14 protein-coding genes are annotated in these 12,542 nt (G+C 43.8%); 8 read left to right on the top strand and 6 right to left on the bottom strand.

Features of this window, described 5'->3' with window-relative positions:
* The coding region (locus E4663_RS12395) for an IS256 family transposase (protein WP_135327851.1) at positions 1-815 on the top strand (815 nt) is incomplete at its 5' end.
* A gap of 422 nt (positions 816-1,237) precedes the next feature.
* Positions 1,238-2,224 carry an aldo/keto reductase gene (locus tag E4663_RS12390; RefSeq protein ID WP_135327850.1) on the top strand — a complete coding sequence of 329 codons (987 nt, stop codon included), beginning with the start codon at positions 1,238-1,240 and terminating at the stop codon, positions 2,222-2,224.
* A gap of 82 nt (positions 2,225-2,306) precedes the next feature.
* Here the strand turns inward: E4663_RS12390 and E4663_RS12385 are convergent, their stop codons facing one another.
* On the bottom strand, positions 2,307-3,164 hold the full coding sequence (locus tag E4663_RS12385; RefSeq protein WP_135327849.1) for a MurR/RpiR family transcriptional regulator: 858 nt from the start codon (positions 3,162-3,164) through the stop codon (positions 2,307-2,309).
* Positions 3,165-3,510: 346 nt separating this feature from the next.
* Here E4663_RS12385 and E4663_RS12380 point away from each other — a divergent pair, with 346 nt between their 5' ends.
* The 5 genes from E4663_RS12380 to E4663_RS12360 all read left to right on the top strand — a co-directional run bounded on the left by E4663_RS12380 (position 3,511) and on the right by E4663_RS12360 (position 7,707).
* Positions 3,511-4,554 (top strand): TRAP transporter substrate-binding protein, encoded by a 1,044-nt coding sequence (locus tag E4663_RS12380; RefSeq protein WP_135327848.1) that lies wholly within the window; start codon positions 3,511-3,513, stop codon positions 4,552-4,554.
* Positions 4,555-4,633: 79 nt separating this feature from the next.
* Positions 4,634-5,173 (top strand): TRAP transporter small permease, encoded by a 540-nt coding sequence (locus E4663_RS12375; RefSeq protein ID WP_135327847.1) that lies wholly within the window; start codon positions 4,634-4,636, stop codon positions 5,171-5,173.
* Complete coding sequence (locus tag E4663_RS12370) at positions 5,170-6,450, top strand: TRAP transporter large permease (RefSeq protein ID WP_135327846.1); 1,281 nt, start codon at positions 5,170-5,172, stop codon at positions 6,448-6,450. Before E4663_RS12375 ends, E4663_RS12370 begins: the two co-directional genes overlap by 4 nt.
* An 81-nt stretch (positions 6,451-6,531) precedes the next feature.
* Positions 6,532-7,428, top strand: a complete 897-nt coding sequence (locus E4663_RS12365; RefSeq protein WP_135327845.1) for an AEC family transporter — start codon at positions 6,532-6,534, stop codon at positions 7,426-7,428.
* An 18-nt stretch (positions 7,429-7,446) separates the two neighbouring features.
* Positions 7,447-7,707 (top strand): HPr family phosphocarrier protein, encoded by a 261-nt coding sequence (locus tag E4663_RS12360; RefSeq protein ID WP_079477588.1) that lies wholly within the window; start codon positions 7,447-7,449, stop codon positions 7,705-7,707.
* A 57-nt stretch (positions 7,708-7,764) separates the two neighbouring features.
* On the opposite strand, the gene E4663_RS12355 is transcribed toward E4663_RS12360, so the two are convergent.
* From E4663_RS12355 to E4663_RS12345, 3 genes are read right to left on the bottom strand one after another with little or no spacing between them, the layout of a single operon-like run.
* Entirely contained in the window at positions 7,765-8,136 is a 372-nt protein-coding gene (locus E4663_RS12355) for a hypothetical protein (protein WP_135327844.1), read from the bottom strand.
* 49 nt (positions 8,137-8,185) lie between these two features.
* Entirely contained in the window at positions 8,186-9,349 is a 1,164-nt protein-coding gene (locus E4663_RS12350) for an FtsW/RodA/SpoVE family cell cycle protein (protein WP_135327866.1), read from the bottom strand.
* 20 nt (positions 9,350-9,369) lie between these two features.
* A complete protein-coding gene (locus E4663_RS12345; protein ID WP_135327843.1) occupies positions 9,370-9,753 on the bottom strand; it encodes a hypothetical protein in 384 nt (127 codons plus the stop codon).
* Between the two features lie 121 nt (positions 9,754-9,874).
* On the opposite strand from E4663_RS12345, the gene E4663_RS12340 reads away from it, so the two are divergent.
* Entirely contained in the window at positions 9,875-10,468 is a 594-nt protein-coding gene (locus tag E4663_RS12340; RefSeq protein ID WP_135327842.1) for a hypothetical protein, read from the top strand.
* Between the two features lie 25 nt (positions 10,469-10,493).
* On the opposite strand, the gene E4663_RS12335 is transcribed toward E4663_RS12340, so the two are convergent.
* Together E4663_RS12335 and ahpF are read right to left on the bottom strand one after the other, a co-directional pair.
* Positions 10,494-10,901 (bottom strand): RDD family protein, encoded by a 408-nt coding sequence (locus tag E4663_RS12335; protein WP_135327841.1) that lies wholly within the window; start codon positions 10,899-10,901, stop codon positions 10,494-10,496.
* 103 nt (positions 10,902-11,004) lie between these two features.
* Entirely contained in the window at positions 11,005-12,534 is a 1,530-nt protein-coding gene (gene ahpF, locus E4663_RS12330; RefSeq protein WP_135327840.1) for an alkyl hydroperoxide reductase subunit F, read from the bottom strand.
* Positions 12,535-12,542: the final 8 nt, after the last annotated feature.

The following is a 12,542-nucleotide window of genomic DNA, read 5'->3' as shown; positions in this document are numbered from 1 at the left end:
TTAAGGAACTTTGTGGAGAATCTGTATCCAAATCCTTCGTTTCTTCCTTAACGGAGAAGCTTGATCCCATTGTGCGTCAGTGGGCGGAACGCCCTTTAAATACAGGATACTACCCCTATATTTTCGTTGATGCTCTTTATATTAAAGTCAGAGAACACCACAAAGTAGTGTCCAAAGCGATGTATATTGCGACAGCCATTAATACGAAACACGAACGAGAAGTATTAGGTATGAAAGTCGACCATGAAGAAAGCTATGAAGCTTGGAAGGAATTCTTTGAAAGACTAAAAGGAAGAGGTCTTCAATCGCCAAAACTTATTATATCCGACGCTCACTCCGGATTAAAAAAGGCGATTCAAAAGGAGTTCGTAGGTACCTCTTGGCAACGCTGCACGGTTCACTTCAAAAAGAACTTGATTCAATCCATGCCGAAAAAAGATATGGGAGAAGTGAAACGGGACTTGAAGAGAATCTTTGATTCAGTCTCTCCTGAAGACGCTAGAGAGTCCAAAGAAAAATTCATTACGCAATATAGTGATAATACTAAATTAGACAAAACCATCCGTAAATTAGAAGATGGATTTGATGATGCGATCCAGTACATGACAGAGCCGAAAGATTACCATGTGTACATTCGAAGTACGAATTCCTTAGAAAGATTAAACCAAGAAATCAGACGCCGAGAACGTGTGATTCGCATATTCCCTAACACCCAATCAGCCTTTCGTTTACTAGGGGCTGTACTGATGGATTACGCGGATATGTTAAAACTCAAACGACCTCTCTTCGTAAACAAGAAACCAGGTGGAAATTGATTTATCGGAGGAAAGGGCCCTTTCCTCCGATAAATCAAAACTATCTTCACAACGATATAGGTAATTTCATTGTGGATATCAATTTACACAAGATTGCGGACTTGACTTTCCGTTGCTGCTGAAACGTCGAAATCCCCGGCAGAATGCGACGAATGCGTCTTCCATTGCTGCTGAAACGTCGAAATACTCAGGTGAATGCGACGAACGCGACATCCATGGCCGTTCAAACGTCGGAATACCCGATTGAATGCGACGAACCCCCCTCCAATTAACCCTCAAACGTCGAAATACCTAGCCAATTTCGACGTTACGCCCACCTAAAATGCCTCAAACGTCGATAACGCCCCCCTACCATCATGTTTTATTTTTCCTCTACTTGGCTATACATTTTGTGAGAGTTCAATTTAAGGAGGAAGCCTCTTATGAAATCGTTGGAAAATGCCCTTAAGCATAGAGTAGGACTTGGCACAGCGCCCCTTGGGAATATGTTTCGTGACGTACCGGAAGAAGAAGCACGTGAAGTCATCCAAACCGCATGGGATCAAGGCGTGCGTTATTTTGATACGGCTCCGTTCTATGGTGCTGGACTCGCTGAGATGCGTGTAGGGAATGTGCTTTCCGCTTACAACCGGGATGATTATGTCTTGAGTACAAAGGTGGGGCGCTATATGGAAGAAGAGGCGGAAGACAAAGAAGGACTCTTCGAACATGGGCGTAACAATAAAGTCATTACCGATTACTCTGCTGATGCAACGAAGCGTTCCATCGAACAGAGTCTGGAACGTCTGCAGACGGACCGGCTTGATATCGTATTCGTCCACGACTTGTCTCCTGATTTTCATGGGGATGAATGGGTCGGTAAGTTTGAAGAAGCACGTACCGGTGCGTTCCGCGTCTTGTCCCAGCTTAGAGAAGAAGGCGTTATTAAAGGATGGGGACTTGGAGTCAATACGACGGAACCGATTGAGAATGCGATGAAGTTAGAGGAAAACCGCCCTGATATCAATTTATCTGCAACACAGTACACCTTACTTCAACATGAACATGCTCTGGAGCGGATGATGCCGATGGCAGAAGAGCAGGACGTGGATATTGTGATTGGAAGTCCTTACAATTCCGGTGCTCTATTCGGTGGCGATCACTTCAATTATGCGCCAGCTAGCTCTGAAATCATCGGACGTGTAAATCAGTTGAAAGAAATCGCTGATAAGTACGATGTTCATTTGAAAGCAGCGGCGCTACAATTTTCTACGGCTCACCCTGCGGTGAAGTCGGTAATTCCTGGCTCGACGAGACCGGATAGAATCAAAGAAGACCTTGAGATGATCCAGAAAGATATACCGAAAGAGTTTTGGGATGAGTTAATCAATCGAGGCTTTGTGTCTGCGTCAGCACCACTTCCTATATAAAAAAAGCGCGCTCCCTGCTATGGTAGGGAGCGCCTTTTTTATCAAATATTGATTAGAGGGAAGAGCTGGACTTCGATATCCTCTACATACGTTTTCTTGAAATGGCTTCTCTCACTTTTTTCGTCGCTTCTTGAGATTGCTCTTTGCGTTTCACACTATAATTCACAAAAAGAGAATCGATGATGGAGAGAGCTGCAATCCTTGAGGCAAGCGATTCTGAACGGTATTCCGTCTCCTGAGCTACGGTGTATAAGCTGACATCTACCAATTTAGTCAGCGGTGACTTGGCAAAGTTGGTGATGGCAATTGTTCTTGCTCCATTCTTCTTCGCTTCTTCCGCGATATCGAGCATATCTTTATTCGCCCCAGTGTGAGAGATAATAACGCACACATCTTTCTCTTGTAATTGGGTAGCCGTCATTAATTGGAGGTGGGAGTCCTGATAAGCGTGTGCTTCTACCCCTGTACGGATGAACTTATGTTGAGCATCCTGGGCGAGAACACCAGATCCGCCGCCTCCATAGAAGAAGATGCGCTTCGCTTCGACCAGATATTCCATCACCTTATCAATGGTCTCTCTGCTTTGAATCTCACGAGTGGACTCTAATGCTCTAATGTTTGCTTGAAAAATTTTTTCAGTGATTTCTAAATCATTATCCTCTGGAGTAATCGTCTCATGGATGTCTTCGATCGGGTTGGTCGTCTCTGATGCCAAAGCAATCTTCATTGCCTGAAAGCCTTTAAAGCCGAGCCGTTTACAGAATCTGAACACGGTGGCCTCTGCGATCGTGAGGTCATCTGCGATTTGGTTGATGGTGTAATGCACCATTTCTTCCCGGTTTTCAATGATATAATCAGCGATTAGCTTTTCCTTCTCGCTGAAATGATTATAGGATGAGCGGATACGACTAATGACATGTTTTGCTGGCGCTTCTATCATTCTTTTCCTCCTATTTTTTCATATATTTTAATTATAAACGAAAAAAAATTTTATGAAAGCGCTTGTAATAAAAAATAATTCTTGTATAATCGAAATTACAGAAAAATAATTTCATAGTTTTCCGACAAAAGGAGGCTGGTCGGTGGGAGTGAGCTTCATTGGACGAGCTAAGCAATGATCCGGTAGCTTGAATAAGAACACTCACGGACAAGACGTAAACACAGTTGTTGGTCATTATGATTTTTGAAAGCGTTTAACATGGGGAGCGAGAGAAAGTTCTTCGAAACGGTTTCCTAGGTCATGCTTTTGTGGAGTAGTAAAAATAATTAATAAAAGGAGTTTTAAAATGAAAAAGATTTTAGCACTTGTATGTTCTGTTCTATTAATCAGTGTACTTGCGGCATGTTCTGGGAACGATTCCGCATCCGGTAACAGCGGCGACGAAGAAAGCGGTTCCAACGGAGAGTCCAAAGTTATTAAAGCGGGAATCGGACTTAACCAAGATCACCCACAGTATAAAGGTCTACTGAAGTTTAAAGAGATTGTTGAAGAAAAGACAGATGGCGCCATTACGGTTGATACATACCACAGCGGTCAACTTGGTGATGACCGTTCGATGATGGAAGCTCTTCAACTAGGTACGCAGGAAGTCGTTATTCCATCTACTGCACCTGTTGCAAACTTTGTGAAAGAATTCAGCGTATTTGATATTCCATTCTTGTTCCCGAACGAAGAGGTAGCCGATAAAGTACTAGCTGGTGAAACGGCACAAGGATTATTGACTAAGCTTGAAGATCAGAACCTTGTTGGACTAGCTTACTGGGAAAATGGATTCCGTGATTTGACAAACAGTAAACGTGCAGTAGCTTCTATGGAAGACATGGAAGGTTTGAAGATCCGTACAATGGAAAACGACTTGCACCTTGATGCTTTCAAAAAGTTAGGCGCAAACCCGACTCCAATGGCATTCACTGAATTGTTCACAGCCTTGCAGCAAGGAACAGTAGACGGACAAGAAAACCCATATGCAACGATCTACTTGCAAAAGTTCTATGAAGTTCAAAACCATGTTTCCAACACTCACCATATTTACAGCCCATTCGTATTCATGATGAGTAAATCTTTCTATGATGGTTTGACAGAAGAACAACAAACGATTGTACGCGAAGCTGCTGTAGAAGCAGGGGAGCATGAGCGTAAGCTGAACCGTGAAGCGAACGCGAAGTATCTAGAAGATCTTCAAGAAGAAGGTATGACGTACACAGAAATCACTCCAGAAGCTCGTCAAGAAATGGTAGATGCTGTTCAACCAGTTATCGATGAATATAAGAGCAAAATTGGGGAAGATACTGTAGATGCGATCTACAAAGAAATTGAAGAAGCAAAATAAGTTTAGGAGCGTTGCGGGGATCACCCAGATCACCCGCAACGTCTTTCTACATAATAAGAGGAATTGCTGAGGTGACATTATGAACATCGTACGAGCGATAGATCGTAGACTTGAAGAAGTATTACTCGTCCTTTTTTCCAGTATTATGGTCAGCGTTATTTTTCTTCAAGTGGTGATGCGTGTATCAGGAAACTCTTTATCCTGGTCGGAGGAACTAGCCCGATATTGTTTCATTTGGCTTGTTTATATCGGAATCAGTTATGGCGTGAAGAAGCAGCGTCATATCAAGGTAGACGTCGGTCTTATGTTATTAAAAGGGAAAGGAAAGCTAGCCCTTGCTATTATTGCGAATCTATTATTCTTAGTATTCAGTCTCTACGTCGTGGTAAAGGGGTATGGCATTGCCAGTCAGTTGCTTAGCTTCGGACAGCAGTCGCCTGCTTTGCATATTCCGATGGGGCTGGTGTATTTAGCTACTCCGATTGGATTCGGTCTGACAACGATTCGTCTGATTCAGAACTTATACAAACAGTTTAATATGATGATAGGTAAACAGCCACTGGATGTGGAAAATGAACGAGAGCAATTGCACTCGCAGGAAGGAGAGGATCAATCATGACATCGTTAGTACTATTTGGATCGTTTGCTATCCTCTTACTTCTCAGTGTACCAATCGGAATTGCGTTAGGACTGGCTACGATGGTAACCATTTTCTACTCCGGAACTATCCCGATTGAATTCCTGATGAAAGAGCTCGTCACATCTGTCGATTCGTTCCCTCTGATGGCTGTCCCATTCTTCATCCTTGCCGGAGAGATTATGGGAAAAGGCGGCATATCCGAACGACTCTTTAATTTCGCCAATGCGCTTGTCGGGAATAAAACCGGTGGTTTCGCTATGGCGACGATTGTAACGTGTATGTTTTTCGCAGCGATTTCAGGATCTGGTCCTGCAACTGTTGCAGCTATTGGTGGAATTATGATCCCAGCCATGGTTAGACAAGGGTATGACAAAAAGTTTGCAACGGCAACCGTTGCCGCTGCAGGTTCTATTGGAGTCATTATTCCTCCGAGTATACCGATGGTCATTTATGGTGTTGTAGGCAGCGCATCCATCGGAGATATGTTTATAGCGGGAATCATCCCAGGGCTAATTGTTGGAGCTGCACTTATGATCTGGGCTTATCTTTATTCTAGAAAAAACAACTACAAAGGTTCCGGTGAAAAATCAACATTAGCTGATGTCGGAAAGACTTTCTGGGAGGCTAAATGGGCACTTGTCATCCCCGTCATCATTTTAGGTGGGATTTACGGAGGGATCTTTACTCCAACAGAAGCTGCTGTTATTGCGGTAGTGTATGGATTGATCGCCGGGCTCTTGCTATATCGTGAATTGAAAGTGAAGGACCTTCCGAAAGTATTGGCTGATTCTGCGCTAACAACCGCAACCGTATTGATCATTGTCGGTTCGGCCACAGCTTTCGGGCGACTACTTACTATTGAGCAAATTCCTGCTCAAGTCGCAAACTTCTTACTATCCATTTCTGATAATCAAATCGTAATTATTCTATTGATTACGCTATTATTGCTTGTAGTAGGTTGCTTCATGGATACGCTTGCTGCGATTATCATCTTGACACCAATCTTACTACCGATTGCTACAAATATCGGGTACGACCCTATTCACTTCGGAATCATCATGGTCGTCAACTTGGCGATTGGATTCATTACTCCACCACTCGGAGTAAACTTGTTTGTGGGATCTGGTATTTCTGGTCTCTCGATTGAGAAGCTCTCCAAAGCAATTATTCCGTACTTCCTTGCGATGATCTTTGCTTTATTGATGATCACCTTTATTCCTGAACTATCGCTATGGCTTATTAGCTTTACGGATTAAGGTTGTACGTTCGTTTGTCAGTGAATCCCTTGCTTCAGGCAAGGGGTTTTTCATTCCACTTGGTAAAGGAAAGGAATCATTATGGCTGTTTTTATTCAAGTCGTGTTTCCCGTTTTATTGATTTTTGGTGCGGGATTCGTCATTCAAAAAATTGCTAAACTAGATATCAAATCAATCTCAACAATCGCTTTATATGTGATGCTTCCATGCTTAGTATTTGAAACCTTTTACGAAGCGGACTTAGACGGAGAATACTTGACCATGATTGTATTCTCGGGTCTGCTGCTAGCGAGCATTTTGCTAATTAACAAAGTCGTAGCAAAAGTGAAAAAATATGATATGAGTATGGAAAGTGGACTAATCTTATCGACAGCTTTTATGAATTCTGGTAATTACGGTGCGCCGATTATTCTCTTTGCCTTCGGAGAGGAAGGTTTCGTGTATTCTGTGTCCTTCCTTGTGCTTCAGGCGATCATCATGAACTTTTTTGGTGTCTACTATGCCGCCAGAGGGAGTTCTGGTTTGAAGATGGCGGTTGCTGCTGTCCTGAAGATGCCACCGACTTACGCTGTATTGGTCGCATTAGTCATGAACGTTGCATCTGTCCCGATGCCGGAAAACTTAATGAATAGTGTCAGCCTGCTCGCTCAAGCCACGATTCCAATGGTGATGGTCGTACTTGGCATGCAGCTCGCTGATATTAAGTTGAAGCAGTTTGATTGGTCCAAGATTACCTATGCAACGAGTGTCAGGCTGATCGCCTCTCCACTTATCGCTTTTGGACTAACGCTTATTCTGCCAATGAGTCCGTTGATGGCGAGCGTGCTGATCGTTTCCGCTGCAATGCCGTCAGCAGCCACTACAACCATTTTTGCTGTCCAATTCAAGTCTAAGCCAGACCTTGTATCAAGCATCACGTTGGTGACGACGCTCTTCAGTGTCATTACCATCCCAATCCTGTTGTCCATATTCATTTAACCACGAGGAGGTAGAGTCATGGATGCTATTCGAAAAAATGTAACCGTGCATCTCGATGAGAAACAAACGATAATTGAACTGTCTGGTATCGTCCAACGTTACGATGCAGAGATTTTAATTAAAAAAGAAGTGCAAGGCAGCTGGTACGAAGTAAACCTTAAAAGTCTATTGGGGCTGATTAACCTTCAACTGCAAAACGGAGACGTGATCCTCTTAGAAAGTAAAGGGAAGGATCAGCAACAAGCCATAGAAGAAATCGAGTCATATTTCAGTAAGTAAGCCCGATACTCATAGAGCCCCCCACCTTATATAAGGTGGGGGGCTCTATTCTAGTATTTAATCATTCAAGTAACTGACTAATCGTCTCCATTGATAGTCCACAATGTTTATTTTCAGCAACCTTTTGAAGAGAAGAACAGTTGATAAAACAATAATGAAATAGAACACGACGTTCAGCATGAAAGCTGAACCGTCAATCTCACGGTATGCCCTTAGATCCATCGAGAACCGGTGAGGGAGAGGGGGATCGGATGTAGTTGCCCCCGTTGTAATGAATGTGATGGGCTCTCCATAGCGAAGCCCTTCTTCTCTTGCTGTCTCTAGAAACTCCTTGAATGCTTGGCGATCTTCTACATAAACACCACCAGTAATAGTGCTTCCGATATTGAGAAAGAAAGCTAGAATCAAGGACCATACGTATTTCTTCATAAAAACCTCTTTCTTGGGACAGATGTCACGTCCCCTTGTCCCGGTATCTTTAAAACATTCGCTCTTGTGAGGTCAAATACTCTTCATAGATCCGGTACAGAACTCCCATTCCTAGCATCGTCGCGAGCACCGAACTGCCTCCGTAACTGATCAAGAGAAGCGGAATACCGGTGATCGGCATGACGCCAATGGTCATACTGATATTTTGGAAGGCATGTACAGATAGCATGATCAAAAAGCCGAAGCAGAAGTAAGAGCCATAAGAATCAATCGAGCTCATCTGTAAGCCGAGCGTCATCATCCGGTAAATAAGATAGAAATAAACGAGAATCAGAAAGGAGCAACCGATAAACCCGAAGCTTTCTCCGACGATGGCGAATATGAAATCGGTCTGTGCTTCTGGGATGTACACTTGAAGGTCTCCGATCCCTTTTCCTAAAAGCTGTCCAGACCCGATCGCCGTTAGTGATTTCGATACTTGATAGCTCTCATCGCTTTGCTGCTCGCCACCTGAGAGCCACGTCTCTAACCGGTCGACCTGGTACTGGTCAATCGGAAGCGCAGTCGTTGCAAGTTCTGTATATTGGACAGCCGCAAACATCAGACCGGCAGCGACTCCGATAAATAGTAGCGCGGTCAAGGATATCAGCTTCCAGTTGATCCCTGAGAAAATGACGGTAGCGCCGAGAATGACGAGGTAGACGACAGACGTTCCGAAGTCCGGCTGCTGCATGATCAGGATGACGGGAATTGCGGTGACGGCTACTAGCTTGAATAGTAAGTATAGATCTGTCTTGAAGGTGTGTTTCTGGAATTTCTTTTTATGATTTACGATCGTAGCTGCTAAGTACATGATGGTCGTGATCTTGGTGAATTCAGAAGGCTGCAAAGAGAAGCCGGGAAGGGTGAACCAACTTTTGGCACCGTTCACTGGTTCTGCAATACTAGCAGGACTGACTAGTAGTACTGCTAGTAGAGCGATTCCGAATAAATAGGCTGGCAGACTCAGTTTATAAAGCTGATGCAGATCGAAAAATCGAATGCCAACCAGGATGGCAGTCCCGGCAGTAAACCAAACGGCTTGTTTGAAAGCGAAGCCGTCATGTCCTTGAGAGAGCTGTTCCATGTTGTACAGTGATGCGATGCTGATCCCCATGAAAAATAACAACACAAGAATCAGGTCTGTTGGGACGCGGCTGTTTGTCGTATCCATCATAAGTTCTCATTCCTTTATTACCCTTCAATCATCTTTACATAGGGAATTTCTTTGTTATCGACGATTGCTATGTAGAGGCGGGTATCCGTTTCATAGATTTTTGTGCCAACAGGTAGTTGACTGGCTGTAAAACTCTCAAACTCCTCTTCATCAGTACGCTGCTTTTTTATCTCTCCGAGCTGTTCTCCTAATGTGTATTCTAACCCCTCTGCCCATTGAGCTCCTTCTACATTGGAGTACACGACCCCGTCTATGACAAAGAAGTCTGCCTGCTCTTCTTTTGAAAAATCAGCGGGCGATGGATTTTCAGTAGCATTTGAATCTGGTGTAGTTTGTGGCTCAGTACCACAAGCTACGAGAAGAAAACATAAAAAAACGATAGAAATAAATCGAAAAAACATAGGGAATTCCCTCCAGTGTCTTTACAAGTATTCTACCAAAAATCGTAAATACCGACATCCAATTAAGGTTAATTTTGAGAGAAATGGTATAATCAGCAGGTGTAGAGAAAGGGGGGAGTATATGAAGCGATCACGAGCCTACTCGTTGTTGAAAAAGGGGCTTCCTTTTCTTACAATAGTCTTTCTAGTTTACGGGATTTATGTACATATGCAGTACCAACAACTGCACAACCGCCTCCATGACCAGAATCAAGATCGTCTAGGTATGGTGATTCATATTAGCGAAAACCTCACGGCAAACCTAGAAGAGTTCATCAAACTTCAAAACAACAGGGATCAACCTAAAGTGAAGGAAGATATGGATCAGGCTTGGAGAATGGTAATGGGTCAAAAAGAAAGTATAGATTCCAATTTAAATGGAATGATAGTCGGTCAAACGGACGAACAATCGAACTTGAACTTACTAAGACACAGCTTAGTGAATGTGAATAGAACGTTATTACATATGACAGAGAAGTTCCTCGAGCAGCAGTCGTATGCTCTGAAACAAGAAGAGAAAAAGGAACTGATTGCTGTCCTTAACGTCTACGAGCGAATGCAGGAATATAGAAATGATGAAGTCATCCATGTCTACCAACTGCTCCAGAGTATAAAAGGCCCTATCCATCAACTCGACCCTCATACTGCAGATATGCTAAAGGAAGTAGATCCGTAACGATACGGGGCTACTTCCTTCTTTGTTAGCCTTGCGCCTTCATCACTTTCGTACCTCCAATAAAATCATGAATCGCACGCTTATCCTCACGTATAGCAACCATGAAAATACTAACAATCAGCCCAATTCCGAAAGTAAATAAATACACGAGACCACCTATTACATATCGAAGAAGCATGTTGAAAATACCGACATCCTCTCCTGATTTCTTCACTATTCGAATACCAAGCGACTTTTTACCGACGGTGTATCCACTCCAAATAACTGGAAGGATCACGAAGTACAGTATGTTTAAGAGGTCCGTTACGTTAAAGCCTCTTGGATTCAATTCCCCGTGGACGAGATAAGTAATAATTCCGAATGAAATGGCTGTGATAATGCCATCAATGAAGGATGCGAAGAATCGATCCCAAAAACCTGCTGGATTTCTCAAATTGTCACCCCCTTATGTTTATATACGTCTGCAGGGTCTTATTGTTTCATCACAGTTAATTAGAAATAAAAAACCCTCCGCATATGCAGAGGGCTATAAAGTATTAGTTACGGATCATGTAGTCAAATGCTCCAAGAGAAGCATTCGCTCCATCACCCATAGAAATAATGATTTGGTTGTGCGGGTTGTCGGTACAGTCTCCTGCAGCGAACAAGCCAGGCACGTTCGTCGCATTCTTCTTATCAATGACGATTTCACCGATACGGTTTTTCTCAACCGTCTCATCCATCCACTCTGTGTTTGGAACAAGACCAATTTGGACGAAGACACCGTCAAGCTCAATGTGTTTCTCTTCTTCCGTTTCACGGTCGATATAAGTGAGACCGTTCACGTTTTGATCGCCTGTGATTTCCGTTGTCTGTGCATTTGTGTGCACGTTGACGTTTGGAAGGCTGTTCAAGCGATTTTGAAGGACTTCATCGGCTTTCAGTTCGGCACCGAATTCAAGAACTGTGACGTTCTTCACAATTCCGGCCAAGTCAATGGCTGCTTCCACACCTGAGTTACCGCCACCGATGACTGCAACGTCTTTGCCTTCGAATAGAGGGCCGTCACAGTGAGGGCAGTAGGCAACGCCGGCGTTTTTGAATTCTTCTTCGCCTGGTACGCCAAGTTGACGCCAACGGGCACCTGTGGAAACGATCACAGTCTTACTCTTCAGCGTGCCGCCATTGTCTAGTTCGATTTCGAACATATCGTTCTTCTCTAGGCGTTTCACGCGTTGAAGGTTCATGACATCGATCTCATAGTCCTTCACGTGCTCTTCCAAGTTGGCAACAAATTTCGGTCCTTCGGTCTGTTTGACACTGATGAAGTTCTCGATGCTCATCGTATCAAGGACCTGACCACCGAAACGCTCCGCTACAATCCCTGTACGGATACCTTTACGTGCGGAATAAATCGCTGCACTGGCACCAGCCGGGCCACCACCGATCACTAACACATCGTATGGTTCGCGGTTCGTGAACTCTTCTGGGTTAGGAGCCTCACTGATCTTGCCGACAATCTCAGCAAGCGTCATGCGGCCTCCGCCGAAGAATTCGCCGTTCAAGTAAACAGAAGGTACTGCCATGACATTGTTTTTCTCCGCTTCTTCTTTGAAAGCGGCACCGTCGATCATCGTGTGTGTGATGTTCGGGTTGAGGACACTCATCAAGTTCAGTGCTTGTACAACGTCTGGGCAGTTGTGACAGCTTAAGCTGACATACGTTTCAAAGTGGTACTCGCCATTAATATCTTTAATCTGGTCGATCATGCTTTGTTCTTCTTTAGGTGCACGTCCACTTGTTTGTAGCAGTGCAAGTACGAGGGAAGTGAACTCGTGACCTAAAGGAACACCAGCGAACGTGATGCCGGTATCTTCACCAGGGCGATTCACGCTGAAGCTTGGTGTACGTTTCAAGGTTGCATTCTCAACTTTGATGTTAGATGACATAGATGCTAGCTCATCTGTTAGAGCTAGCATCTCTTTAGAAACGTCGTCCTCGCCTGCACTGACTTTCAGAACAATGTCACCTTCCATCATCTGTAGATATTGGTTTAATTGCGCTTTAATTTGTGCATCAAGAACCATTTATAGAC

The sequence above is a fragment of the Halobacillus salinus genome (assembly GCF_004684905.1).
In the GTDB taxonomy this organism is placed as follows: Bacteria; Bacillota; Bacilli; order Bacillales; family Halobacillaceae; genus Halobacillus; species Halobacillus salinus.
Note: the sequence above shows the minus strand (reverse complement) of the source record. Positions and strands in the feature narration are given on the sequence as shown.